We start from the raw sequence: 24,182 nt of genomic DNA on the forward strand, positions 1-24,182 counted from the left end.
GCGGATCGCCACCGCGCCCCGCCGGTTCATCAGCCGGTGATCACGCCGGCCTCGTCCTGAACGAGCTGCAGCCGGGCCAGAGCTTCAGCCATCACCTGTGCGAGGCGCTTCGACCCTTTGACATTGGGATGGGTGTGGTCGGGGGCGGTGTATCCGTCTTCGGGGAGGGAAGGGTCGGCTTCGGAGCGGATCGCTGCGTCGAAGTCGACGAATTCGTGCCCAGATGTGCGGATCCACTCGTTGACCGCGAGGCGGAAGTCTTCTCGGCCGGGGTCGCCCGCGAGCTCCGGGGCAAGCGGTGTGACAGTGGCGAGAAGCACGGTGAGCCCTGCCTTCCGGGCCCGATCGACGAGTTCTCGGTAACCGTCGGTCAACTGGGCGAGGGTCGGCATCTCGTCCAGCGGCGTGATTCTGCCGGGAAGGCTCCAGTCGTTGCTGTTGTAGGCAATCACCAGGTGCGTCACGCCGTGGGTTCCGAGCACGTCCTCATCGAACCGGGACAACCCGGCCCGGCCCCATGACGGAGTCGTGCGTGGTGCGTCGAGCCGGATTCGGTTTCCTGCGATTCCTCGATTGACGACGGCGATCCTGGCATCAGCGGGAAGCAGGGCCGCGGTGTACTGAGGCCACCCCATCGCCGTGCTGGAGCTCCCGAGGCATACGACCACCGCCTTCGCCTCGGCGCCGGCTACCTCGATGGTGCGCAGGAAGGGACCTCCCGGAGGCAGGGACCAGCCGGTCCCGTCGGGCTCGGTGCCGGTGCCGGTGCCGGCGGCAGGGAACTCGCGTGATCCTGCGAAGTCGCCCGGCAGGGACCGGTCGAACGTGAATCCGTTCGCTGATGTGTAGGGCGTGGACTCGGGCAGATACAGATCGACGACGATCTCGTCGCCGTGGCTGACGGTCAGGTCGACCGGGTCGGTCCACCGCGATGTGCCGGCCGCGATCTCGATCGACGACCGCCCGTCGATGGAAATCTCGGCGAACCGTCCGCCGACTCCGATGGCACTTCGTGCGATCCGCACGGGGCCGTCCCCGAAGAGGTTGGACAGCTCCACCCGGACGCGGCTGCCGCCGATGCTCGCGGGCACGGTCATGCGGACGGTGACATCGTCGAAGGGCGGTTCGTCGTCCTCACCGCGGAAGTCGGTCATGGCCTGGGTCCATGTGGGCGCCCAGCCCATGCCGTCATCGGTCTCGTGTGTGCTCATGCGGGCCTCTTCTTCGTCTGCTGTGGGACGGCTGCCGGGTGTTGACGTCACTGGGCCTGGTCGGCGGCGGTGAAGAGGCCGATGAATCCGGACGGCGCGTGGTCGCCGAGAATGAGGTCCAGCATGGCGTGAGCCTCGGCGTAGACGGGTTCGGTGCGCGGGAACAGCGCCTCTTCGTAGGCGGTGAGAGCCGCCTCGACGTCGTCGGGGTGAGCGGCGATCGCCTTGCCGAGTTCGGCGCCGTCGAACATCGCCAGGTTCGCGCCGTCACCGGACGGCGGCATCAGGTGCGCGGCGTCGCCGAGGAGCGTCACTCCGGGCACGCGCTCCCATCGGTGTCCGTTCGGGAGTGTGTGGATCGGGCGGGCGACCGGAGCGGTCTCGCCGTCGGTGATCAGCGCGGTGAGCTCCGGGGCCCAGCCGTCGAACTCGGCCGCGATCCGGGCGGTCGCGGCGGCGTCGGTGAAGTCGATGGCGGCGATCCACTCGGCGGAGCGGTTCAGCTCCACGTACGTGTGCAGGATGTTCCCCACCTCGCGGTGCGCGATGATCCCCTTGCCCGGAGCCAGTGCGTACATCGCGCCGGCGCCGACCGCTTTCGCCGCCGCGGGGTGCCGCTCGTCGGCGTCGTACAGGTAGATGTCGATGAATGTCGTGCCGGTGTACCGGGGTTCGGCGTCGGAGAGCAGGGGGCGGATCTTCGACCAGGCGCCGTCGGCGCCGATGAGGAGACCGCTGGTCACGGTCGTGCCGTCGGCGAAGGCCAGCTCGTGGCGGCCGTCGCCGAGGGGCCGGACACCGGTGACCTTGCGTCCCCACCGGACCGTCTGATCGGGCAGGGAGCCGAGCAGGACGCGGCGCAGGTCTCCGCGGAGCACTTCGGGGCGCCGCCCCGTGCCGTCGTCGGGGGCGTCGAACAGCAGCTTGCCGTGCTGGTCGAGGACGCGCGACGCCTCGGCGCCCTCGTGGATGATCGCGCGGAACTCGTCGGTGAGGCCGGCGTCGGCGAGCGCGCGCTGTCCGTCGGCCTCGTGGATGTCGAGCTGGCCGCCCTGGGTGCGGGACTGTTCCGAGGGATCGGCCTCGTAGACCGTCGCCGGGATGCCGTGGACGTGCAGGACCCGGGCGAGGGTCAGGCCGCCGAGGCCGGCGCCGACGATGACGATCGGGTGGTGGCTGGTGTTCATGGGCTTCCTCGTTTCCGCGCGGCGCGGCGTCGGGCACGCACCCGACGTCCATATGGACCGGCGTTCCATAAGTAATATGGAACGCCGGTCCAGGCTGTGTCAAAATGAGGTTCATGCAGCGGACACGAGGAAGAGCACCCGCCGGAGGACGCGCCGACGCCCTCTCACAAGAGCTGATCGTCGGCGCGGCCGTCGCACTGCTGGACGAGCTGGGCGAGCGAGGGCTCACCTTCCGGCTGCTGGCCGAACAGCTGAACACCGGGACCGGCGCGCTGTACTGGCACGTGTCGAACAAGGGCGAACTGGTCGCCCTGGCCGCCGATCAGGTGCTCGGTCACGCCGTCGCCGCGCACCCGAGCCTTGAGGAAGAAGCCGGCTCCGGGCTGCGCGCGCTCGCCGTCGCCGTCTTCGACGCCCTGGACCGGCACCCATGGGCGGCGTCCCACGTCTCCGCACCGCCCACGCTGGCGAACGCGCTGCGCCTGCTCGACCGCATCGGCACCCTGGTCGCACGAACCGGACTGCCGGCCGAACGGCATTTCGAGGTTTCCACCGCGATCTCCTACTACGTCACCGGCGTCAGCGCCCAGATCATCACCCCGCGCACCACCCTCGACGCGACCATCAGCCGCGAAGACTTCCTCGCCCGGACCGCCCAACACTGGGAAGCACTCGACCCGGCCGACTACCCCTTCCTGACACGCACCACCCAGCACCTGCGCGACCATGCCGACCGCGACCAGTTCATCACCGGCCTCGACATGCTCCTGGACGGCCTGAACGCGACCGCAGGCCCGCGACCGTCCGCATGACGCCGCGACCCAGGAGATGCGGAGATGACGTACGCGTACGTCTTCTTGCGAGGGCGGGTCCCGTCCTGGAGGCTGATCCGGCGACGGGGTCGTATCTACCGGCGTATTGATGCAGAAGGTGCCGTCGGCTCGATGTTCTTGTTGAACCGCAGCAGGTTCCGCGGGTCCCACTCCGCCTTGAGCTCCCGCAGCCGCCGGTGTTTGGCCTCACCGCCCCACACCCCGCGCCGCCACTCGGCGCCCTGGTCCTGGGTGAGGTTCGTGTACGCGTTGGGCAGGGTGTGCGGGCGCAGCGCGGTGGCCGTGCCGTCGAGCCAGGTGTCGAAGTCGGCGTCGTGCTCCCGGTCCTCCCAGATCGTCGCCGTCTCCCAGAGCCACCCGGCGCCCGCGCGGGAGAACGCCATCGCGTCCTCGTCGGTGTCCTCGGAGAACGCGCCGCCGAACGCCCAGAGGTTGACGGCGGTGACCGAACCGGGCTGTGCGGGTGCGGCGTCGAGCCGGGCGATCGCCACGTCGACGACCTCCGGGGTGAGTTCGGCGAGGTAGCCGCCACGGCCGCCCGCGCGCCGCCCGTACGGGGCGCTCGCATCGAGCATGCTGTTCGTCGCGAGCCACGTCGTACGGCCCACGGTGTTCAGCACCGGAGTCCCCAACGCGGTGAGTTTCGCGGTGAGTTCCTCCGCCTCGGCCGCGTCCCCGATGTGCACCGGCAGGAGCAACAGCACCGGCTCACCGTGGAGTTCCTCGGGCAGCCCCGGCAGCGGCGGCGCGAACGTCAGCGTGCTGGCGACCCCGAGAGCGCGCGGCGCGGCGGCCACGAACGCGGGCAACTCGCCCAGCACGGCGGCTGCTTGCTCGCCGGGGAACAGGATCATCCCCGAGGTCACCTCCGGCCCCACCGGATGCGCGCGGAACGTGAACTCGGTGACGACCCCGAAGTTTCCGCCGCCACCGCGCAGCCCCCAGAACAGGTCGGCGTTGGTCTCCGAGTCCGCCCGGACCACCCGCCCGTCCACGGTGACGACCTCGCAGCCGAGCAGGTTGTCGACGGTCGCCCCGAAGCTGCGCATCAGGTGCCCGATCCCGCCGCCCAGCGTCAGCCCGGCCACCCCGGTCGAGGTGACCGTGCCCGCCGGTACGGCCAGGCCGTGCACCTGCGCCGCCGCGTCCAACTCGCCCAGCAGCACGCCCGCTTGGGCCCGGACGGTACGGGTGCCGGGGTCCACGGAGATCCCACGCAGGCCCGACAGGTCGATCACGAACGCCTCGTCCGGCAGGGCGTACGCGTCGAGGCCGTGCCCGCCGCCCCGGACGGCCACCGGGAGGCCGTGCGCCGAGGCGTGGCGCAGGGCGGTGACGACGTCGGCGGTGTCCCGGCAGCGGGCGATCAGGCCCGGACGGGCGTCCGCCGTACGGGAGTTGAAGCCGGCGCGGGCCGCGTCGTACCCGTCGTCGTCCGGGTGCAGCAGGGCGCCGCGGAAGTCGGCGGGGAAGTCGGGGGTCGCGTTCATGGTGGGCCTCCCTGGGGGCGGCAGCCCGTGCCTGTGGGCTGCCCCTTCGGCTAACCGGAAAATGAATTTCCGGTACTGCTCAAGGAGCGTAACATCCACGCCGTGAACCGAGTTGACCCCCGCAGAGCCGACGCACGCGAGAACGTCCGGCAGATCCTCGACGCCGCCCGCGCCGTCTTCGCCGACCGGGGGTACGAGGTCTCCATCGAGGAGGTCGCCCGCCGCTCCGGCGTCGGCATGGGCACGATCTACCGGCACTTCCCCAACAAACGCGCCCTCGTCGAGGAGGTCGCGACCGGGCACATGGACGCGACGTCCGAGGTCGTCACGGAGGCGCTCGCGAACGAGCCGGACGCCTGGACCGCCTTCGTACGCGTCATGCACCACATGGCCGAGGTCCGCAGCAGCCAGCTCTTCCCCGTCTCGCGCCGCCGTACGACCCCCTCAGGACCCGAACTCATCGCCGCCCGCGACCGCCTCCTCGCCGAACTCGACCGCCTCGTGCGACGCGCCCAGTCGGAAGGCTCGCTGCGGGCCGACGTGAACGTTCACGACCTCGTCCTGATGATGGTCTCCCTCCCTCCTCGGACCCCCCAGGACGGCGAGAAGAACACCCTCGGCACCGACCTGACCGGCCGCCACGTGGCCGTCCTCCTCGACGGCCTGCGCGCACCGGGCACGGAACGCCTCCCGGGAACACCGGCCGAACGCCCGGACCTGGACGAGTTCTTCCGGACGCGGTTCGGGTTCTGAGGGGGCGGGAGCGTGTCCGGCGCACCGCGAGCTGAGCCCTCCGTCGTCGCCTGATCGGGTGAGCCCGTGGGATCCGGGCCGGCCCACGGGTCGACCCGTGCTGGGGTTGCGGGATGAGCGAGCGCAATGGACGGCCGAGCGACCCATCCGATCCGCCGCCGTCACCCCGGTCACGTCGCCGTACTGTCACCGGGCGGGCAGCGGATGCCCTCTTCCGAGCCCGGTACGGGGAGCCGCCCCCGGCGGGCGGGAATCGTTCCGTTTGGGTTTCCCTGCGGGTCGCCACAGGCGTGGTCGTGCTCCTGGCAAGCACCTTCTTCGCCTTCGGGACGGACATCCTCGGCACCAAGGAGCGCACCCGCGCGGAGGAGAGAGTCGACGAAGAGCTCGACCGCGAGCGTGCGCCCCTTGACGCCACGATGGTGGAGGACTGGCCGACGAACGGCGTTCTCTACCACGTGCTGGACCGGCGGCTGACGAGCGGCGAGCGGAGTCGGCTGCGGGGCGGTGCCGGCGTGGACTACGTGGCCAAGACGCTCAAGGCCCGCCCCCTGGAGGCCGGAAGCTGTGGAGCGGGGTGCGGGCGGGTGCGGTACTTCCTGAAACTGAGCAGCCAGAAGGCCCAGGACCAGATCAACGTCACCGACTTCTCCGTCCGGGACATGAAGTGCGCCCCGGTTCACTCGGCCGACACCACGCTCTTCGTCCAGCCGTCGGGAGAGAGCAGTCCGCCCACGCCGCTGTCGGTCGACCTGTCCGTCACCCACCCGACGTTCATGATGGAGGACGTCAACAACGGAGGCAGCGTTCCCTATCGCCGGAACGGAGGCGAGGTGCTGGGAAGCGGCGCCAAACCCTCCACCTTCGCGATCGACGTCGACGCGGCGTCCCACTGCACCTGGACCATGGAACTCTCCTACCTCCCGAACGGATCCGACCAGGAGATGAAGCCCTTCGTCGTCAAGAAGGGGCTTCGTGGTGAACCGATCCCCAAGAACCCGGCTGAGAAGTGGTTCTTCGACGGGTCCTGGCATGAGGGTGACGCGTCGTGAACGTTCACGCAGGGTGGTACCGGTCCCTCCTGGCAGCCGTCGCGGTAGCGGCGGTGCTGTCCGGATGCACCTCGGGCACCGCGGACGAGTCAGGCGTCCACGACGACGCGGCGCGCTCACCGGCACCGTACAGCCCCCCGGAAACACCGCAGGTGCCGGACCTCCCCAAGAAGCCCTGCCCGCCGGACGACGTCATCTACACCGAGGCATGGGGGCTGGCGTCGCACGACCCCCGGGCGATGGCGTCGGTGACGGCCAAGGTCTGCGCCGGGAACTACGTGGCCATCGAGTCGCTCTTCCCCGGCGACCCCTATCACACCTACGACCTCGGGATCGTGCGCGACGGAAAGATCAGTCTCAGCGTGCCGGGCAATAAGGCCAACCCGTGGCAGCGCCAGATGGTCACGTGTCTCAACAAGGATCTCGGCATGGCCCCGAAAGTGATCCAGGAGTTCTTCGGCTGCTACCGATGGGGCAGTGGCGAACCGTCGCCGCAACAGGCCGCGGTGGCCCGTACGGTCAAGGACTGGTTCACCGCCGTCGGATCGTTGGAGGCAGGCCCCCGCTACAGAAGCTCGTCCCAGGCACTGTGCGACCTCTATGCTTCCGGCGCCCAGTGGGAGTTCACCGATGCCATCGCGGAGTCCGGCGTCGTCTGGCCCGAGTACGACTGCCCCGCCTACATGGTGACCTTCATCATGGCCAACCGCTGGGTCGGGCCACGGCAGAAGGCCCTCCTGCGAGCGACCGTCGATGCCCACAGGGTCCAGGTGTCCGGCGACCGGGCAGCGGTCGTCCGTGAGGCGTACAGCGTGAACCCCGTGGACCCCGCCGGCGGGCTGCACGGCAATGAGCAGGCGGCGTGTCGGGATACGTACACCGAGGACGCCATCATCTTCCTCGTGCGAGTCGGTGACGCATGGAAGATCCGTGACCTGAGGAGCGGGAGCCGAGGTATCGCGTACGTGGGCTGCAAAGACGGGAGACCGGCATAGCTCTGATCTCCTTGGGGCCTGGTCACCCGGGGTGTCCTCACCGAGGCCGTCCCCGCCGTGCCACCCCTCCCAGCCACCCCAGACTCGGCTTCGGCGTCCGCTCGAACGTCTCCCGGTCCACCGCGATCAGCCCGAACGTCGGCTCCCAGTGCCCCCATTCGTAGTTGTCGAGCGCGGTCCAGTGCAGGTAGCCGCGTACGTCGATCCCGTCGTCCACGGCGTCGAAGAGATGCCGCAACGCCTCCTCCGTGTACGCGATCCGCCGCGCGTCGTCGCCGGTCGCGATGCCGTTCTCGGTGACGAGGACCGGGACGCCGCCGGTGACGTCCCAGGTGTGGCGGACGGCCATGCCGAGCGCGTCGGGGCGGTACGCCGTGCCGACGAGCGTGTTGTCGGGGTGCGGCGGGTGGGGCTCGATGCCGTCCCGGCCGACCCACTGGCTGGAGTACGACTGGACGCCCACGAAGTCGTCGCCGCGCGCGGCCTCCAGGTACAGGTCCTCCCAGATGTGCTCCAGTTCCCGGAGCCGCTCCTCGGCGCCGGGCCGGGCGGTGAAGGCGCGGTTGGCGACGGTCCAGCCGACGGCCGCACCCGTGCGGGCCCGCACGATCTCGCGGGCCGTGTGGTGGGCCTTGACCAGGGCGGAACCGATCTCCGGGTCCGGCGCGGGCAGCGTCGGCCGGGAGTCGTTGTCGACGGTCGGGCTCTGCCACGTATCGGCGGGCCGCTCCTTCATCGTGCGCTCGATCGTCAGCATCATCGCGAGCATGTTGGGCTCGTTCATCGTCACGACGTACGGCACGTCGTCGAGGATCCCGGACACCGTCTCGACGTATGACGCGAACCGGTCGACGGCGGACGCGCCCAGCCAGCCGCCCTCCTCCGCGAACCAGCGCGGGTTCGTGAAGTGGTGCAGCGTGATCACCGGCGTCAGGCCGAGCCGTAGCGCCGTGTCGATCATCCGCCGGTAGTGGGCGAGTTCGGCCCGCGAGACGTGCCCCGGCACCGGCTCGATCCGCGCCCACTCGACGCCGAAGCGGTACGCGGTGAGGCCGGCGTCCGCGAGGAGGCGCATGTCCTCCTCGTACCGGTGATAACTGTCGACGGCGTCCCCGCTGCGCTCCATCCCCGGCAACTGCCCCTCGCGGGCCCACCAGTCGCTGTTGACGTTGTTGCCCTCGATCTGGTGCGGGGCCGTCGAGGCGCCCCAGAGGAAGGCGGGCTTGTCGCGCATGAGGATCCTTGAGGTCGAGCCCGACGGGACGTCGCCGGGCAGCCTGACGGCGCGGCCTGGCGACGCCGAAAGTAACCATGGTGGATACTTTTCAAGCGGGATTAAACTCCCGGGCGCCGGGCTGGGCAAGACCTCGTACGGGATTCACCGGTCCGCGCGCAGGTGCGGGAACATGGCCCGAGCCTGGTCGGGATCCGGTGTCACGAACATGGCCTCGCCGTCGGCCAGCGGTGTCGCCGGGTCCTCCGCCGTGCTGACCGTGCCGGTGGCGAAGACCTTGCGGCCCTCCACGCCGGTGACCCGGGCGTGGATGCGCAACGGCGTCTCCAGCGGGACCGGGCGGTGGTAGCGGGTGGTGAGGGAGACGGTCATCCCGGGGCGGCCCGCCGCGACGCAGGCGTGCCCCATCAACTCGTCCAGCAGCATCGCGGTGAACCCGCCGTGCCCGTACCCGGGGGGACCCTCGTGAACGAGCCCGAGCGTGCAGAGCCCTACGACGCCGTCGCCGTCCCGGCTGAGCCGCACGGGCGGTGCGAGCGGGTTGCCCTCGCCGATGACGGGGCTGAACATCCGTACGGTGCCGGGGAATTCGTCGACGGAGGGGATCTCGGCGGGGGTGCGGCGGGGGCCGGTGAAGCGGGTGGTGAGGTCGCGGACGGCTTCCGCGACGCGGTGCAGGGTCTCGGGCGGGGCGGCGGAGGCGACGGTGGCGTCGACGAGGGCGCGGAGGTCGTGGCCGAGGGTGGAGATGGCGGCGCGGTGGTGGGTGAGGTCGTGGGTGGGGGTGGGGGTCGGTGGTGCGCTCATTGTGTTTCTCGCGGTGTGGGGGAGGGGTGGTTCTCTTGGCTCGGTGGCTCGGTGGCTCGGTGGCTCGGTGGCTCGGTGGCTGAGTGGCTCAGCCACTCAGCCACCCAGCCGTCCGGTCGGCTCGGTGGTTGATTGGCTCGGCCACTCGGCCACTCGGCCACCGAGCCACCCCACCACTCAGCCCTCCGTCCGTACGAACACCGGCTTCAAGTGCTTCTCCGGCAGCGCCTCCGGCAGTTGCTCCCAGTCCAGGACGTGCGAGACGACCCGGCGGGGGTCGACCTTGCCGGAGCGGGCGAGTTCGAGGGCATCCGGGATGTGGCCCCGGACGTTGTCGCGGGCGACGCGCAGGGTCACGCCCGTGAGGTACATGTCCAACAGGGGCAGCTCACCAGGGCGGAAGTGGTTCCCGGCGGACTCGCAAATGCCCTCGGGCGCAAGGCACTTGACCGCCAGCGCCAACTGGTCGACCCGCCCCGTCGCCTCCACGGCGATGTCGTACCCGTGCGGCACCGGTTCGAGTGTCTCGGTCGTCGCCGCCCCGAACTCCCGCGCGATCGCCCGGTGTTCCGGGTCGGGGTCGACGTACAGCACCTCGGACGCGCCCAGCGCCCGCGCGATGTCGCACACGTACAGCCCGATGCTGCCGCGCGCCACGACCAGCACCCGCGCGCCGGGCCGGTTCTTCAGGTGCGGTGCCACCAGCCGCCAGGACAAGGACCAGTTGTCGCTCGCCGCCGCCATCGCGACCGGGTCGAGATCGCGGGGCAGCGGTACGAGCATCGCGTCCGCCCACGGCACCCGGACCAGGTCGGAGAAGAGCCCGCCCCAGTTCCCGCCGATCGGCGCGCCGTACATCGCCATGTGCGGGACGGACGAGCAGTGCGCGGTCAGCCCGGCCGAACAGTGGCCGCACGTACCGCAGTTGATCGACCAGGGGACGACGACGAGGTCCCCGGGCCGTACGGAGGTCACCGCGTCGCCGGTCTCGATGACACGGGCGACGCACTCGTGCCCGAGCGCGAACGGCGGGTCGATGAAGCCATGCCCCGCGAGGATCGCCGTGTCGACGTCGCACGAGGTCGCGGCGACCGGCGCGACGATCGCCTCCCGGTCCGAGCCGAGCCTCGGGTCGGGCGCCTCGCGCCACTCGACCGAGTTGCGGGCGACGTACGTCAGTTCACGCACCGGCCTGCTCCCCCTTCGCTAGAGCGACGAGATCGGCGTACCGGACCACGGAACCGCCCGCGCCCCACGTACCGTCGGCCTGCTCGTGCACCAGCACCCACACGCGCGGCGCCTCGTCCTGCGGGAGCCCGGCCGCGCCCAGCACCGTCCGCGTGGCCTCCTCGACGAGACCCGCCTTGCGCCGCTCCGACAGCGCACCCTGCGGGACGGTCACCTCCACGAGGAACCGGGGTGCCGTGTCCTCGGCGGTGACCTGCGCACCTTCGGGAAGCTCGATCAGGTAACTCCACGCCTGTGCACGGAAGAACGCGGTGTCGGGAGCACCTTCCCAGCGCAGGAGTACACCGGCGAGGTCGCGTTGGATCGACGCGCGACCCTCCTCCGTGAGAGCACCTGCGGGAACGGTGAGCCGGATCATGGGCACGGGAGCCTCCTCGAAGCCGTACGAACGGTCTATGACAGTCGTTATAAGCAGCGCTCACGCTAGACTATGACGGCCGTTATAGCCAGAGAGTTCAGAAGGGGGTACGGCCATGGCCGCATCGAACAAGCCGTCGCGCGACCGCATCGTCGCGGGCGCCGCCGACCTGATCAGCAGGCGCGGCCTGAACGCGACGAGCATCCGTGAGCTGGCCAAACACGCCAAGGCGCCGCTCGGCTCGACGTACCACTACTTCCCCGAGGGCAAGCAGCAGCTCGCCACCGAGGCGGTGCGCTACGCCGGTACGACGGTCTCCCGCATCCTGCGCACGGAACTCGACGCGGGCCCGGCCGCCGGTCTGCGGGCCTTCCTCGCGCTGTGGCGCGGCATCGTCCTCAAGAGCGACTACCACGCGGGCTGCCCGGTCCTCGGAGTCTCGGTCGAGGAGCCCCTGACGGACGAACTCCCCCCGTCCCTCGTCGCCGCCGCCGAGGCCTTCGACGACTGGCAACGCCTCCTCGCCGCCTCCCTCCGCACCCACGGCACGAACGCCGACCGGGCCGAGGGGGTCGCCGCCCTGATCGTCGCCTCCGTCGAGGGCGCGATCGCGATGTGCCGGGCGAAACGCAGCATGGTCCCGCTGGACCTGGTCGCGCAGCAACTGGAGACGGTGATCGAAGGCGCCCTGGGGAAACCGGCCTGACACCAGCTACCGTCGCCCGCATGAGGGTCCGTCACAACGTCCGCGCGGTCCTGCACGACGCCGGCCACCTGGTGTTCCTGCGCCGGGGCTGGTTCGACGGGCCGCCCTTCCATACGACGGTCGGCGGGGGCGTCGAGCCGTACGACGCCGACCTGGAGGCGGCCCTGCGTCGGGAGGTCAGGGAGGAGGTCGGCGCGGAGATCGGCCCCGCGACGGAGTTCCTGACCCTGACGGACGCGGGCCCGCGCGTCACCGTCGTCCACCACTACTTCCATGCCGACGTGCTGTCGCTCGACCCGTCCCGCCGCAGCGGTCCCGAGCTGGACGACCCCGATCTGGGCGAATTCACGCCGGTGCGGGTGCCGTTCGAGGTGTCCGCGCTGGAGGCGTTGGACCTTGAACCGCCGGAGCTGGCGGCGTACTTGAGGGAACGGGCGGAGCACTGAGGCGGCGACGCCTCTACGGCCTCAGCCCTCGATCGCCGCCCGGATCGCCTTCGCCTTCTCCTCCGTGAACACCCCCGTCGCCAGCAGTGACAGGATCGACGTCACCCCGCCGCCGGACGCCCAGCTCCCCTCGTCGATCACCCGGAAGTTGACCCACCACGCGGGCGAGGGCTCCGCCAGTCCGCACGCCTCGGTGAGGGCCGTGAGGAGGCGGGCGATGACCTCCGCGCGGACCTCGCGGGGCCAGTCGCCGTCCATCACGGCGACGTCGAGGACCATCACGTCCAGCCCGGGGCCCGCGTCGGACAGGAGGCGTCCGCCGATGGCCATCCGGTCGGTGGAGTGCTCGACGAAACGGACCTGGAAACCGGGGCGCGCGGCGGGTTCGAAGTGCCCGACCTCGGGGACGAGCACCGCGTCCGTGAGGGTCTCGGCGAGAACGCGACGCTGGTCGAGGCTCAGGCGGCCCTCGGGGGTGTTGACGGTGATGATGGTCATGGCTGGGCTCCTATGACGGTCGTTATAGGACGACCTTACCCCACGTCTATGGCGATCGTTATAATCGCAGGGTGTACGTCGATATGGCGCTCGGCGTGGCCGAAAACGCCCGCGCCTACGAACCGGCGCTCCCTGGACGAGTGGCTCCGAAGCCGGGGATGATCAGTGGTATGCAGACGGTCCTGCTGGGAGCACTGGTGACGCTTCGCCCGTCGACGTCGGGCGACATCCCCGCTCTGGCCGCGATCCGGACCGCGTCCGAGGTGTACGCGCGCTGGCGAGGCGGCGACGACCTGACGGCCGCGGTGGCCCAGGACCTCGAAGATCCCGAGGTCCGGACCTTCGTGGTCGAGCATGACGGCAGGGTGGTCGGTGCTGTCCAGTGGGGTGCCGAGGACGAGCCGGACTACCGGCACGCCAACATCGACATCTACCTCGACCCTGCGGTGCACGGGAGTGGCCTTGGTGCTGACGCCGTCCGCACCCTGGCACGCCATCTGATCGATGATCACGGATACCACCGGCTGGTGATCGACCCGGCCGCCGACAATGCCGCCGCCATCCGGTGCTATCGCAAAGTCGGCTTCCGTCCGGTGGGCATCATGCGGCAGTACGAGCGCGGCCCGGACGGCAGCTGGCACGACGGGCTGCTGATGGACCTGTTGGCGGAGGAACTGGAGTAAGTCTCACGTTCGGCTCCGCCGGGGCGGCGAGGGGCTCGACGATCCGTGTGTGGCGACAGGCCTTGAGTGCGTTGCGCGCGCAAGCGCCTGCTCGGCATGTTCCCGTGCCTGCCGCAACAAACGGCTTGAGGAGGGGCGAGGAACGCCAAGGGGCGGCAAAGGCGGTTGACATGGGTCACCCCGCAGTGATTGTCTGCCAACGCAGATATTTAAACATCAAGTTACTCCCGGGTTTCGCATGCCTGGGACGTCTGGAGCGCACCATGCCCCCCTCTGCCCCCACCACCCCCGCCCGCAGGGCCGCCGTCGCCTTCCTCGCCGCCGCCGCGGTCCTGGGCGCGGCTGCCGTACCCGCCGCCGCGGCCCCGCACGGCTCGGCCGCCGGGCACGCGGCGTACGGCCAGGGCGGCTACGGCGATGCCGCCCGCCTCGGCTACCAGAAGACCGTCGCCATCACCGTCACCAAGAGGGTGTTCGAGCACGGTGACACCGCGGTCGTCGACCGCTTCGTACGGCCGGACTACATCCAGCACAACCCGACCGCGGCCGACGGGGCGGCGGGCCTGAAGGCCCTGGCCACCTCGATCCACCAGCAGTTCCCCGACGCCCGGTACAACGTCAAGCGGGTCATCTCCCAGGGTGACCTCGTGATGCTCCACTCCAACGTGGTGCTGGTCCCGGGCACCAAGGGCGCGGCCGTCATCGACATCTTCCGCTTCCAGGGCGGCAAGATCGCCGAGCACTGGGACGTGATCCAGAATGTGCCGGACACCACGGCCAGCGGCAACGACATGTTCTCGACGCTGAGTTCGCCGCAGGTCTCGCAGCCCCTGGACCACCGGCTCACCAAGGCCAACGAGGCGCTGGTCGTCAAGGCCTTCGACGAGCTCATCGTCCACAAGGACCTGACCGCCCTCGACCGCTACTGGGACGCCGGCTACCTCCAGCACAACACGCAGATGCAGAGCGGCGTGCCCGCCGCGAAGGCCGGCCTCGGCGGTTACTTCGCCTCGGCACCGCAGCTGACGGTCACCCCGAAGCGGGTCATCGCCGAGGGCGACCTGGTGGCCGTCCACAGCGACTACGTCAACTATCCGGGGGACCGGGGCACGGCGATCCTGGACCTGTTCCGGGTGCGGAACGGCAAGATCGTCGAGCACTGGGACATCATCCAGAACGTCCCGGAGACCTCGGCCAACGGCAACGGCATGTTCTAGAGGCCGGGGCCTGCCCGCTTACGCGTTCGCGTCGCGGAGCGTGCGCAGGATGCGCTCAAGGTGGCGGCGGTCCTCTGTCGAGAGTGGTCCGGCGACGTGGTTGCGCAGGTGGGAGACGTGGGTGGTCAGTGCGTGGTCGAGCGCCTGACCACCCTTTTCGGTCAGTACGGCGAGTGCGGCTCGGCGGTCGGCGGGATCGGGGTCGCGGCGGACGAGCCCTTCCTTCTCCATGCGGTCGGCGAGCCGGGTGAAGCCGCCCGAGCTGAAGGACACGGCCTCCGCCAGGTCCGTCATGCGGAGCTGGTGGCCGGGGGTGCGGCCCAGTCGCAGCAGCACTTCGAACCAGGTGTGCGGGATATCGAGATCGCGGTTCACCAGGGGCTTGATGAGGCTGTAGGCCTCCACGAAGAGCCCGAAGAGTGTCACGTCGTCGTCGTTCAGCAGTTGCTCGTTCACTCCTCAAGCATGACAGAAGGGCGCGATCGGAAGAATCTGCTGTTGCAATATCTGTTGCAGCAGATATATTGTCTGCGTCATCAGATACTTCGCCGTGTCCACCCCTTCACCTGAGGAAACTCGCATGAGCACCCTCTCCTTCAAAGTCCTCGATCTCGACTTCCCGGCCGGCAGCAAGAACAAGACGGCCACCCTCGTCACCGGTGAGAACGAAGCACTGCTGGTGGACGCAGCCTTCACCCGCGCCGACGGCCACCGCCTGGCCGCCGAGATCCTCGACTCCGGCAAGACCCTGACGACCGTCTTCGTCAGCCACGCCGACCCCGACTTCTACTTCGGCGCCGAGGTCATCGCCGACGCCTTCCCCGACGCGAAGTTCGTCGCCACCCCGCTCGTCATCGAGCACATCGCCCACTCCTACGAGGGCAAGCTCAAGGCCTGGGCCGCGCTCGGCCCGAACCTCCCCACCCGCCTGGTCGACCTGGAGCCGCTGACCGGCGACCTCACCCTGGAGGGCCACACCTTCGAGCTCAAGGGCGGCCCGGCCGGCCTGCCCGACCGGCACTACCTGTGGCAGGCCGAGTACCGCGCGCTGCTCGGCGGGGTCCTGCTCTTCCAGCAGGAGCACGTCTGGGTCGCCGACACCGCGACCCCCGGCGACCGCGCCGCCTGGATCGACCTGCTCGACGAGATGGCCGCCCTGGACCCGCAGCTGGTCGTCCCCGGCCACCGCCTGCCCGGCACCGCCGCCGACGCCTCCGCGATCACCGCCACCCGTGAGTACCTCGTCGCTTTCGAGGAGGAGCTGGGCAAGGCGGCCGACGGCGCCGCGCTGACCGAGGCGCTGGTGGCGCGCTACCCGGACAACGGCATGCTGATCGCCGCGCAGATCGGTGCGAAGGTCGCCAAGGGTGAGATGAAGTGGGGCTGACCATGGGCGACTTCGCCACCTCCACCGCGCCCGCCGATGTCGTACGGCGCCAGTACCTGGCCTCCGCCGCCGGTGACCTGGACGCCCTGCGCGCCACCCTCGCCCCCGACGTGGAGTGGACGGAGATGGCCGGCTTCCCGCTGGCCGGCACCTACCGCACCCCCGACGGCGTGACCTCCAACGTCATGGAACAGCTCGGCAAGGAGTGGGACGGCTGGGCCGCGCACGACGACACCTACGTCGTCGACGGCGAGAACGTCGTCGTCCTGGCCCGCTACACCGCGACCAACAAGGCCACCGGCAAGGCGATCGACGTCCGCGTCGCCCACCACTTCGTGGTCCGCGGCGGTCTGGTCGTCCGCTTCGAGCAGTTCGTCGACACCGCTCTGGTGCGCGACGCGATGACCGGCTGAACAGGCCGCCGCCGCGCACCTCGGCATGCGAATGAGCACCGCCCTCGGTGCGAGCCCTGTCCCCTCACCCCCATGACGGAAGGTTCCATCAGCATGTCCATCCTCCCCAGCAGGCGACGTCTCCTGGCGACCGGTGCCGGTGCCGCTCTCGGCGCCGGAGTGTTCGGCGCCTCGACTGCCTCCGCCTCGACTGCCTCCGCCTCCGCCTCGGTGTCCCCGCGCGCGGCCGGCCCCGAGGAGACCCGGTCGCTCGACGAGCTCTACCGAGCCGCCCTCGCGGAGGGCGGAAAGCTCGTGATCTACGCGGGCGGTGACGTCACGACGCAGGCGGACGGCGTGCGCGCCGGTTTCAAGAGCCGCTTTCCCGGCATCGATCTGAATGTTGTCATCGACTACAGCAAGTACCACGACGTCCGGGTGGACAACCAGTTCGCCACCGACACCCTCGTACCCGATGTCGTACAGCTCCAGACCGTCCAGGACTTCGTGCGCTGGAAGGAGCAGGGGCGTCTGCTCGCTTACAAGCCGGCCGGATTCTCGAAGGTGTACGCCCCCTTCAAGGACCCGCATGGAGCCTGGATCGCCGTGCAGGTGGCTGCCTTCAGCTACATGTACGGTCCGGCGGCGGTCGGTTCGGACGTGCCCGCGAGCCCGCTCGACCTCGTCGACGCCAAGTGGAAGGGGCGGATCGCCTCCTCCTACCCGCACGACGACGACGCGGCCCTCTACCTCTACACGCTCTACGTGCAGAAGTACGGCTGGGACTGGCTGGCCCGACTGGCCGCCCAGGAACCGCAGTTCGCCCGCGGCAGCTTCAGCCCCAGGGACGCCGTCACCAACGGACAGAAGGCCATCGGCATCGGCGGCTCCGGCGCGCCTCTGGCCACCGCGCCCGTCAAGTGGGTGCTCCCCGACGGGGCGACGCCGTTCATGTCCTGGGGGCAGCGGGCCGCGATCCTGAAGCAGGCCAAGAACCCCACCGCAGCCAAGCTCTACCTCAACTGGCGGTTGTCCACCGGGGAACAGCAGGCCGCCACCAACGGCTGGTCGGTCCGCACGGACGTCACTCCGCCCACGGGCCTGAAGCCCGTCTGGGAGTACCCGAACGGGAACCTCGACGGGTTCCCCCGCTTCATGGCCGACCGCGCCGCGGTCGAGCGCTGGAAGCAGACGTTCGCTCTCTACTTCGGAGAGGTCAAGGGAGACCCGACGCCGGGCTCGCTCGGACTGCACCCGGGCGCCTGACGCCGACCGGCGCAGCCCCGCGAGGACAAGTCGGTCGACGTGAACAGCTGCCGGGGTACGACCGCCTTCACCCTCGACGCCGGCAACGCCCACCGTCGTGTACGTGAAGTGCGTGCGCTACGGCCACCCGTAGCAGGCGCGAAACGGGCGTCCCCCGGAAGTACCACCCCCGCCCGCATCTCCGCAGGTCAGGGCATGGGACGTCCCAGCGTGACGTCAATCGTCCGCCAGGTCTCCCGACCCCCTCGCGCCGTCCCGCACTCTCGTATCGCCAGGGCGGCGCGGCACCGGAAGCCGCGGCCGAAGCGCCCGGCCGACCCGAGGGGGAACAAGGAATGCGACCCAACATCCTGACGAGGACACTCGTCACCGTCACCGCCGTCGCGGGGATCACCACCGGCGGCCTCGTGGGTACGGGCTTCACGGCACCCCAGCCGGCCCCCGTACCCGCGGCGAGCGCCTCGATTCTCGCCGTGAACAACCTCGGCCTGAGCACCACCCAGGCCCGGCACTGGCAGTGCTTCCTGGACGACTTGGGCTTCAACCCCGGCACGATCGACGGCCAGTTGGGCACCAACAGCTGGAAGGCGGCCCAGTCGTTCTTCAACCACTACGGGTACTACGTCGGCAGCAGGCTCGCCGTGGACGGCGTCGTCGGGACCAACACGATCAAGGCCCTCCAGAAATTCCTGGGCGTCGGCATCGACGGCATCGCGGGCCCCGCGACCAAGGGCGCGTTCGCCAGCTTCAACAACTCCAACTACTGCTGAACGGCGGGGGAGATGAGGATCAGGACCGGCCTGTGCGTAACCGCCGCCCTCATCGGCCTCGCCGGCACCGGCACCACCGCCCACAGCGCCGAAACCGTGGCAGCGGCCTGCAAGAAGAAGGTCGTGGCCTTCAACCACACGGGCTACAAGAAGTGCAACACCACGGCCTCCTGGGTCGACTGGAACGTCGACGGCAAGACGGACGAGGTCTTCGTCGTGGCCCCGAACCGCACGATCTGGCACACCTGGAAGGCCGCGTCCGGCTGGCAGGAACTCCCGGGCAAGGGCAGGGCGGACGACATGCTCGGCCCCGGCCAGGTCGGCGCGGGCATCCGCAGCCGCTGCATCATCGTCCTGGTGACGAAGATGTCGTACCCGTACTGGCAGAACTGCTTCTACAACGGCAAGTGGCACAACTGGACCCAGCCCGGCTGAGATTGACCCCGCACCGTCGGAGGTGACCGTCCGATACCTGGTCCCGCGCCCGCACCACTGGGCGCGGGACCAGTCGCGCGGAACGCCGCGACCCGTTCGTCGGTGAAGCCGATCAGACGTACCCCGGGAACGGTTCCACGCCCGCCAGGACCGCGCCCGCCCCCTCGTACACCGACCCCTGGAGAAAGGCGTGTTGGGGAACGACGGACGCGTCCCGCAGGCAGCGTTCCAGGACGCCGCCGGTCGTCATCGCGGCCGTGCCGCCCAACTGGTAGGCGGCGCGGGTGACTTCGAACGCCGTCTCCGCGAGGTGGGTGGACGCCAGGCGCAGCATGCTCGCCTGCTCCCTCGACGCCGGGTCACCCGACTCCACCGTGGCCCACACCTCGTGCGTCGCCTCGTAGAAGTAGGCCCGCGCCGAACGGAGTTGAGCCTCGGCCCGCGCTACCGCTATGCGGTACGTCGCCCGGTCGGCCGGCTTGGGGGCGCCGGTCCAGGCCGGGCGTCCGCCGTCCGCCGTGACATGGTCGAGGGCGGCGCGGGCGATGCCCAGCCCCACGACCGCGAGCACCTGCGCGGCGTACGGCACCGTCGGGTAGCGGTACAGCGGCTCGTCCACCGTCGCCGGGCCACCGCGCACGAACGTCCACTCCTCCGGGACCACGACCCCGGCCACCGCGAGATCGTGACTGCCGGTCCCACGCAGCCCGATGACGTCCCAGTTCTCGACGATCTCGACCTGCTCGGGCCGCAGCACGGCGGTGCGGGGACGGTTGGCGCGCTCCCCGTCAGCAGCGCTCGCCTTGATACCCACACCCAGCACATCCGCCCCCTGACACCCACTCGCGAACTTCCACCGCCCCTCCACCAGATACCCACCCCCGACCCGCGCCGCCGCCTGCACGGGAAACAACCCTCCCGCGAACACCACATCAGGACCGCCCGCATACAACTCCGCCTGCGTCTCCAGCGGCAGCCCCGCAAGGTAGACCGTCCCCGAACCGAAACTCGCGACCCACCCGGCCGACCCGTCCACCTCCGAGATCCGCTCCACGACCCGCAGGAACTCGGCAGGCGCAAGCGCATCCCCACCGAACCGCCGAGGCACCCCCGCCCGGTACACCCCGGCCCGCTTGAACTCCTCGACCACATCCAGGGGAACACGCCCCTTCGCCTCGAACTCCGCCCGCCGCTCGGCGATCACGGCCAGCACGTGCTCCAACTGCGCCATCAGGGAGTCTCCTTGGGGTACCTCGACGCGTCGTGTGGGTCACGGTACGACACGTGCGAGGCATGCCACCCGGCGAGTTCACCGGGAGCAGATGTCGACGTACCGGGCGACGGTCAACCCGTCCCCGGCGTCGACGCTGTGCCGGCGCAGCAGAGTCACTCCGTCGAGAACGACCCCCTCGCGGGCGAGGACGAAGACGAGCGCGAGGAAGGCGGAACGGGCGTTGCCGTCGTCGAAGGGGTGGAAGTGGCAGATGTCGAGGTACGTGCGCGCGGCGCGGGCGGTGAGCGGAAGGGGCCGCGCCGCATCCCGCGCGCTCTCGGCGAGGCACGCGTCGAGCCGCCCCCGGGTGTCCGGGCCGATGCCGTACCGCTCCCGCCCGCGCTTCGCGAAGGCGGGCAGCGTACGGAACTCCGGGTCCGTCCCGAGGACATGCCGCTGCCAGCTCCGCAACAGCTCGAAGTCGAGCACCGCACCCCGCTCCGCGTCACGGCGGAGCAGGTCGAGGGCAGTGAGCAGGCCCTGTGCTCGGGCGGGGTCCAGGGCCGCGTCGAAGGCCCGGATGTCCTCGGCGGCTCCGTCCCGCGCGGGCGTCACCGGCTCGCCGTCCGGCGGCGCCTCGTCCCAGGGGACCGTCTCCCGTACGGCGAGCCACCGCGCGAGGTGGTCCGGCGGGGCCGGGGCGACGGGCGGCGCGTCGGCGTCGTCCGGCCGCAGGGACCCCGCGAGGCGCTCCGCGACGTCGTCCACGAGCACGGCATCGGGCTCGGCCCAGCTCTTGAACCGGCCCCCGATCGCCTCGTCGACCAACTCACGCGCGAGAGCGGGCGCGACACCCCAGCGGGCGAGGAACCAGGTCAGCACCTGACGGCAGTGCCCGTACCAGCCGCTGCCGCCCCCCGTGCGGTCGGCCACCTGGAGGACGATCTTCCGGACCGCACCCTCCCACAGCACCCGCTGCTCCTCGACGTCCGCCACCTCCAGCGGATACGCCTCGAACCGGTCCGCGAGGTTCTCCAGCCACTCACGCCACTCGCACAACGCCGCGACGACCCGGTCGAGCGTCTCCTCCGGGACGGTCACCGAATCCTGGGGACAGCACCAGGACCCGACCGGCCCCCCGTCGAAATCCCCCTCGTCGAGCGCCCACCGCCAGCCCACGGCCCACTGGCCGTAGCGTTCGGCGAGAGCCTGGGACATGGCATCGGCCCAGGGCGTCGCCACCTCCCAGCTCCAGGTGCTCATTGCCCGGTCCGAGGGAGGAACCTCCGGCCGGACCGGCACCCTGCGCGCGGGCCCGAGCGCCCGCACCACCTCCGACGCCGTCCCGCTGTCGAAGGGGTACCGCGCGGGATCCACGTCGTCCCAGTCCAGCAAACGGGGGTTCGTCTCGTAGCTCACCGAGCCAGCCTGCCGTCCAACTGCCCGCCGCTCCACCGCATTTATTCCAGCGGCACCACCCCGCCCAACCGCTCGGTGAGCGCCCGAGCCGCCCCCATCACCTGCCCCGCCAGTTCCGGCAGCCGCTCGTGGGTCACCCGGGACGCGGGCCCCGAGACGCTGATCGCCGTGAGGACCGTGCCGGTGTGGCCGAAGACGGGAGCGGCGACGCACCGGATGTCGCGTTCGTTCTCGACGTCGTCGACGGCGTAGCCGAGTGCGCGGACGGAGGCGAGCTCGGCGCGCAGGAGGGCGGGGGTCGTGAGGGTGGAAGGGGTGCGGGCGGGCAGGCCCGCCGCGAGGACCTCGGCCAGGACCGCGTCCGTCGAGTGCGCCAGGAACGCCTTGCCGGTCGCCGTGCAGTACGCGGGCTGCCGTCCCCCCACCCGCGAGTGCATCCGTACCGCCTGCGGGCTCTCCACCTTGTCGATGTACACGATCTCCGGCGGATCGAAACTCACCAGGTGAACGGCCTCCCGGGCGTCCTGCGCGAGCTGGTGCAGCAGCGGGGAAGCCGTACGCCGGATGTCGAGCCGCTCCAGGTAGACCTGGCCGAGGAGGGCGTTCTGCGGGCCGAGCCGGTAGTGGCCGCTCTCGGGGTCCTGGTCGACGAGGCGGGTCTCGCGCAGAGGGGCGACGAGCCGCAGCACCGTGCTCTTGCTCATGCCGAGCCCCGTCGCGAGATCGGTGAGCGACGTGCCCTGGGGGTGGCCGTCGTCCTCGGCGAGGTACATGAGGAGGCCGAGCGCGCGGCGCAGGGACGAGGAGGAGTTGCGGGGGGTCTCGGAGGTCACGCGGCGGACCCTACCGTACTGCATTGCAAAACAGAATGTTACATATCGAAATCCTGCATTGACGCTGGTCGGGGCGCGGGCTAATTTCTCCGCAACGCCAAGCCGTGCAATGCGAAATTAGATTCTGCATTGCAAAACAAACCGGCTACCCCTGAGGCGATCCCCCTCCCGGAAGGGAGCCCCCGTGCAGAGATTCCGTCACCGTACCCGCCCATTCCTGCTGATGTGTGCCGGTGTGACCACCGCCGCATCCCTCACCGCCTGCACCTCGGTCAGCGCGGCCACCGGCGGCGCGCAGTCCTCCACCCTCCAGGAGGTCGTCCGGCGCGGCACCCTGAACGTCGCGAGCTGCCTGACCTTCCCGCCGTTCGGGTCCCTCGACAAGAACAACAAGCCCCAGGGCTACGACGTGGACGTGGCCACCGCGATGGCGAAGGCCCTCGGCGTCAAGGTCCACATCGTCGACACCACCTCCGCGAACCGCATCCCCAACCTCCAGACCAGGAAGGTCGACGCGGTCGTCTGCAACTTCACGACCACCGCCGAACGCGCCAAGCAGGTCAACTTCAGCACCCCGTACGTCGTCGCCGGCGAGGTCCTCCTCGTGAAGAAGTCCAGCGGCATCGCCACGCTGGGGGACCTGACCGGCAAGGCGGTCGCCGTCACCAAGGGCTCCACCAACGGCGACGCGGTCAAGGCCGCCAACCCGAAGGCGAGGATCCAGGAGTACGACAGCTCCTCCTCGGCCGTCCTCGCGGTCAAGCAGGGCCAGGCGGACGCGATGGTCGAGGACTCCAACTTCCTCAACTACCAGGCGAAGAAAGACAGTTCGCTCACCGTCACCAAGGACTCGGTCGTCCCCCTCGAATACAACGGCATCGGCCTCCCCCTCGGCGACGCCACCTGGACCCAGTGGGTCGACACCTGGCTGAGGGAGTTCAACACCTCCGGCGAGGCCGGCGCCCTCTACAAGAAGTGGTTCGGCGTCGAGCGGGTCTTCCCGCTCAACCCGGCCTACTGACAAGGGGGTTCACATGTTCGTCGACTGGAGCTACGCGCTGCGCGACTGGTCCACCTACCTCGACGCCGCCTGGCTGACCCTGCAACTCTCCCTGGCGGCCTTCGCGCTGGCCTTCGCCCTCGGCCTCCTCGGCGCCCTCGCCCGCCGCTCCCGCCACCTCGCCCTGCGCGCCCCGGCGGCCGTGTACGTCGAGGTCATGCGCAACACCCCGGTGCTGCTCCAGATGTTCGTGGCCTACTTCGTCCTGCCCTCGGCGGGCCTGCGCCTGACTCCCGTACAGGCAGGGGTACTCGCCCTCGGCGTCAACGTCGGCGCCTACCTCACGGAGATCTTCCGCGCCGGCATCGACGCCGTACCGACCGGCCAGCGGGAAGCCGCGAAAGTCCTGGCCCTCAGCCCCGTACGGACCTTCGCGCACGTCGTCCTCCCGCAGGCCCTGCGCAACGTCTACCCCGCCGTCGTGGGCCAGCTCGTCCAGATCATCCTCGGCTCCTCGCTGCTCTCGGCGATCTCCGTGCCCGAGCTGACGGGTACGGCGATGGTCGTCAACTCCCGCACGCTGCTGACGGTTCAGGTCTTCGGCATCGCGGCGGTGCTCTACCTGGTGCTGACCAACGCGGTCGCGCTGGCCGCAGGTCTGGTGGGCCGCGTGGCGTTCCGGCCGCCGCTGAAGGCCGCCGCCCCGAAGCGCCGCGCCGTACGCCGCCTGCTGCTGAAGGGAGCGTGAC

Annotated in this window: 27 protein-coding genes; 15 read left to right on the plus strand and 12 right to left on the minus strand. The window is 70.3% G+C overall.

From position 1 onward, the window contains the following. Nucleotides 1-29: 29 nt before the first annotated feature. Together J8M50_RS43850 and J8M50_RS43855 are read right to left on the minus strand one after the other, a co-directional pair. Nucleotides 30-1,211 carry a GDSL-type esterase/lipase family protein gene (locus J8M50_RS43850; protein ID WP_010357047.1) on the minus strand — a complete coding sequence of 394 codons (1,182 nt, stop codon included), beginning with the start codon at nucleotides 1,209-1,211 and terminating at the stop codon, nucleotides 30-32. Between the two features lie 47 nt (nucleotides 1,212-1,258). Continuing rightward, nucleotides 1,259-2,398, minus strand: a complete 1,140-nt coding sequence (locus J8M50_RS43855) for an FAD-dependent oxidoreductase (protein WP_075692386.1) — start codon at nucleotides 2,396-2,398, stop codon at nucleotides 1,259-1,261. A gap of 113 nt (nucleotides 2,399-2,511) precedes the next feature. Between J8M50_RS43855 and J8M50_RS43860 the strand changes: the two genes are divergently transcribed. Next, nucleotides 2,512-3,210 carry a TetR/AcrR family transcriptional regulator C-terminal domain-containing protein gene (locus tag J8M50_RS43860; RefSeq protein WP_010357049.1) on the plus strand — a complete coding sequence of 233 codons (699 nt, stop codon included), beginning with the start codon at nucleotides 2,512-2,514 and terminating at the stop codon, nucleotides 3,208-3,210. A gap of 95 nt (nucleotides 3,211-3,305) precedes the next feature. On the opposite strand, the gene J8M50_RS43865 is transcribed toward J8M50_RS43860, so the two are convergent. Beyond that, on the minus strand, nucleotides 3,306-4,721 hold the full coding sequence (locus tag J8M50_RS43865; protein ID WP_010357050.1) for an FAD-binding oxidoreductase: 1,416 nt from the start codon (nucleotides 4,719-4,721) through the stop codon (nucleotides 3,306-3,308). Between the two features lie 102 nt (nucleotides 4,722-4,823). Here J8M50_RS43865 and J8M50_RS43870 point away from each other — a divergent pair, with 102 nt between their 5' ends. The 3 genes from J8M50_RS43870 to J8M50_RS43880 all read left to right on the plus strand — a co-directional run bounded on the left by J8M50_RS43870 (nucleotide 4,824) and on the right by J8M50_RS43880 (nucleotide 7,521). Next, on the plus strand, nucleotides 4,824-5,474 hold the full coding sequence (locus J8M50_RS43870; protein WP_010357051.1) for a TetR/AcrR family transcriptional regulator: 651 nt from the start codon (nucleotides 4,824-4,826) through the stop codon (nucleotides 5,472-5,474). A 296-nt stretch (nucleotides 5,475-5,770) separates the two neighbouring features. Further along, nucleotides 5,771-6,526, plus strand: coding sequence for a hypothetical protein (locus J8M50_RS43875; protein ID WP_141655622.1), 756 nt, complete (start codon nucleotides 5,771-5,773; stop codon nucleotides 6,524-6,526). Next, nucleotides 6,523-7,521 (plus strand): hypothetical protein, encoded by a 999-nt coding sequence (locus tag J8M50_RS43880; RefSeq protein WP_010357054.1) that lies wholly within the window; start codon nucleotides 6,523-6,525, stop codon nucleotides 7,519-7,521. The genes J8M50_RS43875 and J8M50_RS43880 overlap by 4 nt, the downstream gene beginning before the upstream one ends. Nucleotides 7,522-7,558: 37 nt before the next feature. On the opposite strand, the gene J8M50_RS43885 is transcribed toward J8M50_RS43880, so the two are convergent. The 4 genes from J8M50_RS43885 to J8M50_RS43900 form a co-directional block, all read right to left on the minus strand. Further along, nucleotides 7,559-8,755 (minus strand): family 1 glycosylhydrolase, encoded by a 1,197-nt coding sequence (locus tag J8M50_RS43885; RefSeq protein WP_010357055.1) that lies wholly within the window; start codon nucleotides 8,753-8,755, stop codon nucleotides 7,559-7,561. Nucleotides 8,756-8,899: 144 nt separating this feature from the next. Continuing rightward, entirely contained in the window at nucleotides 8,900-9,562 is a 663-nt protein-coding gene (locus J8M50_RS43890; RefSeq protein ID WP_010357056.1) for a PaaI family thioesterase, read from the minus strand. A gap of 177 nt (nucleotides 9,563-9,739) precedes the next feature. Beyond that, the gene (locus J8M50_RS43895; protein WP_010357057.1) at nucleotides 9,740-10,750 is read right to left on the minus strand and encodes a zinc-dependent alcohol dehydrogenase; all 1,011 of its coding nucleotides are present in this window, start codon (nucleotides 10,748-10,750) and stop codon (nucleotides 9,740-9,742) included. Continuing rightward, nucleotides 10,743-11,174, minus strand: coding sequence for a tautomerase family protein (locus tag J8M50_RS43900; protein WP_029184288.1), 432 nt, complete (start codon nucleotides 11,172-11,174; stop codon nucleotides 10,743-10,745). Before J8M50_RS43900 ends, J8M50_RS43895 begins: the two co-directional genes overlap by 8 nt. A 109-nt stretch (nucleotides 11,175-11,283) precedes the next feature. Here J8M50_RS43900 and J8M50_RS43905 point away from each other — a divergent pair, with 109 nt between their 5' ends. Then, nucleotides 11,284-11,874 carry a TetR/AcrR family transcriptional regulator gene (locus J8M50_RS43905; RefSeq protein ID WP_010357059.1) on the plus strand — a complete coding sequence of 197 codons (591 nt, stop codon included), beginning with the start codon at nucleotides 11,284-11,286 and terminating at the stop codon, nucleotides 11,872-11,874. A gap of 20 nt (nucleotides 11,875-11,894) precedes the next feature. Continuing rightward, nucleotides 11,895-12,320, plus strand: a complete 426-nt coding sequence (locus J8M50_RS43910; protein WP_010357060.1) for an NUDIX domain-containing protein — start codon at nucleotides 11,895-11,897, stop codon at nucleotides 12,318-12,320. 21 nt (nucleotides 12,321-12,341) lie between these two features. Here the strand turns inward: J8M50_RS43910 and J8M50_RS43915 are convergent, their stop codons facing one another. Then, on the minus strand, nucleotides 12,342-12,818 hold the full coding sequence (locus tag J8M50_RS43915; protein WP_010357061.1) for a tautomerase family protein: 477 nt from the start codon (nucleotides 12,816-12,818) through the stop codon (nucleotides 12,342-12,344). 170 nt (nucleotides 12,819-12,988) lie between these two features. Here J8M50_RS43915 and J8M50_RS43920 point away from each other — a divergent pair, with 170 nt between their 5' ends. After that, nucleotides 12,989-13,501, plus strand: coding sequence for a GNAT family N-acetyltransferase (locus J8M50_RS43920; protein ID WP_010357062.1), 513 nt, complete (start codon nucleotides 12,989-12,991; stop codon nucleotides 13,499-13,501). A 263-nt stretch (nucleotides 13,502-13,764) separates the two neighbouring features. After that, nucleotides 13,765-14,718: a nuclear transport factor 2 family protein gene (locus tag J8M50_RS43925; protein WP_010357063.1), complete on the plus strand. Its 954-nt coding sequence runs from the start codon at nucleotides 13,765-13,767 to the stop codon at nucleotides 14,716-14,718. Nucleotides 14,719-14,736: 18 nt separating this feature from the next. Here J8M50_RS43925 and J8M50_RS43930 read toward each other — a convergent pair whose 3' ends face one another. Then, entirely contained in the window at nucleotides 14,737-15,174 is a 438-nt protein-coding gene (locus tag J8M50_RS43930) for a MarR family winged helix-turn-helix transcriptional regulator (RefSeq protein WP_010357064.1), read from the minus strand. 124 nt (nucleotides 15,175-15,298) lie between these two features. Here J8M50_RS43930 and J8M50_RS43935 point away from each other — a divergent pair, with 124 nt between their 5' ends. The 5 genes from J8M50_RS43935 to J8M50_RS43955 all read left to right on the plus strand — a co-directional run bounded on the left by J8M50_RS43935 (nucleotide 15,299) and on the right by J8M50_RS43955 (nucleotide 18,968). Continuing rightward, nucleotides 15,299-16,105: an MBL fold metallo-hydrolase gene (locus J8M50_RS43935; RefSeq protein WP_010357065.1), complete on the plus strand. Its 807-nt coding sequence runs from the start codon at nucleotides 15,299-15,301 to the stop codon at nucleotides 16,103-16,105. 2 nt (nucleotides 16,106-16,107) lie between these two features. Next, entirely contained in the window at nucleotides 16,108-16,518 is a 411-nt protein-coding gene (locus J8M50_RS43940; RefSeq protein WP_040837566.1) for a nuclear transport factor 2 family protein, read from the plus strand. A 93-nt stretch (nucleotides 16,519-16,611) separates the two neighbouring features. Then, nucleotides 16,612-17,763 carry an ABC transporter substrate-binding protein gene (locus J8M50_RS43945; protein ID WP_029184289.1) on the plus strand — a complete coding sequence of 384 codons (1,152 nt, stop codon included), beginning with the start codon at nucleotides 16,612-16,614 and terminating at the stop codon, nucleotides 17,761-17,763. 335 nt (nucleotides 17,764-18,098) lie between these two features. Next, entirely contained in the window at nucleotides 18,099-18,533 is a 435-nt protein-coding gene (locus J8M50_RS43950; RefSeq protein ID WP_010357071.1) for a peptidoglycan-binding domain-containing protein, read from the plus strand. A gap of 12 nt (nucleotides 18,534-18,545) precedes the next feature. Next, nucleotides 18,546-18,968: a hypothetical protein gene (locus tag J8M50_RS43955; RefSeq protein ID WP_010357072.1), complete on the plus strand. Its 423-nt coding sequence runs from the start codon at nucleotides 18,546-18,548 to the stop codon at nucleotides 18,966-18,968. A 112-nt stretch (nucleotides 18,969-19,080) separates the two neighbouring features. Here J8M50_RS43955 and J8M50_RS43960 read toward each other — a convergent pair whose 3' ends face one another. The 3 genes from J8M50_RS43960 to J8M50_RS43970 form a co-directional block, all read right to left on the minus strand. Continuing rightward, on the minus strand, nucleotides 19,081-20,199 hold the full coding sequence (locus J8M50_RS43960) for an acyl-CoA dehydrogenase family protein (protein ID WP_010357073.1): 1,119 nt from the start codon (nucleotides 20,197-20,199) through the stop codon (nucleotides 19,081-19,083). A 78-nt stretch (nucleotides 20,200-20,277) separates the two neighbouring features. Next, nucleotides 20,278-21,600 carry a Fic family protein gene (locus J8M50_RS43965; RefSeq protein WP_010357074.1) on the minus strand — a complete coding sequence of 441 codons (1,323 nt, stop codon included), beginning with the start codon at nucleotides 21,598-21,600 and terminating at the stop codon, nucleotides 20,278-20,280. Nucleotides 21,601-21,641: 41 nt separating this feature from the next. Next, complete coding sequence (locus J8M50_RS43970) at nucleotides 21,642-22,433, minus strand: IclR family transcriptional regulator (RefSeq protein ID WP_040837602.1); 792 nt, start codon at nucleotides 22,431-22,433, stop codon at nucleotides 21,642-21,644. A gap of 235 nt (nucleotides 22,434-22,668) precedes the next feature. On the opposite strand from J8M50_RS43970, the gene J8M50_RS43975 reads away from it, so the two are divergent. Continuing rightward, on the plus strand, nucleotides 22,669-23,454 hold the full coding sequence (locus J8M50_RS43975; protein ID WP_010357077.1) for an ABC transporter substrate-binding protein: 786 nt from the start codon (nucleotides 22,669-22,671) through the stop codon (nucleotides 23,452-23,454). 13 nt (nucleotides 23,455-23,467) lie between these two features. Next, the gene (locus J8M50_RS43980; RefSeq protein WP_010357078.1) at nucleotides 23,468-24,181 is read left to right on the plus strand and encodes an amino acid ABC transporter permease; all 714 of its coding nucleotides are present in this window, start codon (nucleotides 23,468-23,470) and stop codon (nucleotides 24,179-24,181) included. Nucleotide 24,182: the final 1 nt, after the last annotated feature.

This window comes from Streptomyces acidiscabies (genome assembly GCF_020010905.1).
In the GTDB taxonomy this organism is placed as follows: Bacteria; Actinomycetota; Actinomycetes; order Streptomycetales; family Streptomycetaceae; genus Streptomyces; species Streptomyces acidiscabies.

Coding starts and splice junctions, on each gene's coding strand:
- J8M50_RS43850 (WP_010357047.1), bottom strand. CDS start 1,211: ATGAGCACACACGAGACCGATGACGGCATGGGCTGGGCGCCCACATGG.
- J8M50_RS43855 (WP_075692386.1), bottom strand. CDS start 2,398: ATGAACACCAGCCACCACCCGATCGTCATCGTCGGCGCCGGCCTCGGC.
- J8M50_RS43860 (WP_010357049.1), top strand. CDS start 2,512: ATGCAGCGGACACGAGGAAGAGCACCCGCCGGAGGACGCGCCGACGCC.
- J8M50_RS43865 (WP_010357050.1), bottom strand. CDS start 4,721: ATGAACGCGACCCCCGACTTCCCCGCCGACTTCCGCGGCGCCCTGCTG.
- J8M50_RS43885 (WP_010357055.1), bottom strand. CDS start 8,755: ATGCGCGACAAGCCCGCCTTCCTCTGGGGCGCCTCGACGGCCCCGCAC.
- J8M50_RS43890 (WP_010357056.1), bottom strand. CDS start 9,562: ATGAGCGCACCACCGACCCCCACCCCCACCCACGACCTCACCCACCAC.
- J8M50_RS43905 (WP_010357059.1), top strand. CDS start 11,284: ATGGCCGCATCGAACAAGCCGTCGCGCGACCGCATCGTCGCGGGCGCC.
- J8M50_RS43910 (WP_010357060.1), top strand. CDS start 11,895: ATGAGGGTCCGTCACAACGTCCGCGCGGTCCTGCACGACGCCGGCCAC.
- J8M50_RS43915 (WP_010357061.1), bottom strand. CDS start 12,818: ATGACCATCATCACCGTCAACACCCCCGAGGGCCGCCTGAGCCTCGAC.
- J8M50_RS43920 (WP_010357062.1), top strand. CDS start 12,989: ATGCAGACGGTCCTGCTGGGAGCACTGGTGACGCTTCGCCCGTCGACG.
- J8M50_RS43925 (WP_010357063.1), top strand. CDS start 13,765: ATGCCCCCCTCTGCCCCCACCACCCCCGCCCGCAGGGCCGCCGTCGCC.
- J8M50_RS43935 (WP_010357065.1), top strand. CDS start 15,299: ATGAGCACCCTCTCCTTCAAAGTCCTCGATCTCGACTTCCCGGCCGGC.
- J8M50_RS43940 (WP_040837566.1), top strand. CDS start 16,108: ATGGGCGACTTCGCCACCTCCACCGCGCCCGCCGATGTCGTACGGCGC.
- J8M50_RS43945 (WP_029184289.1), top strand. CDS start 16,612: ATGTCCATCCTCCCCAGCAGGCGACGTCTCCTGGCGACCGGTGCCGGT.
- J8M50_RS43950 (WP_010357071.1), top strand. CDS start 18,099: ATGCGACCCAACATCCTGACGAGGACACTCGTCACCGTCACCGCCGTC.
- J8M50_RS43955 (WP_010357072.1), top strand. CDS start 18,546: ATGAGGATCAGGACCGGCCTGTGCGTAACCGCCGCCCTCATCGGCCTC.
- J8M50_RS43960 (WP_010357073.1), bottom strand. CDS start 20,199: ATGGCGCAGTTGGAGCACGTGCTGGCCGTGATCGCCGAGCGGCGGGCG.
- J8M50_RS43980 (WP_010357078.1), top strand. CDS start 23,468: ATGTTCGTCGACTGGAGCTACGCGCTGCGCGACTGGTCCACCTACCTC.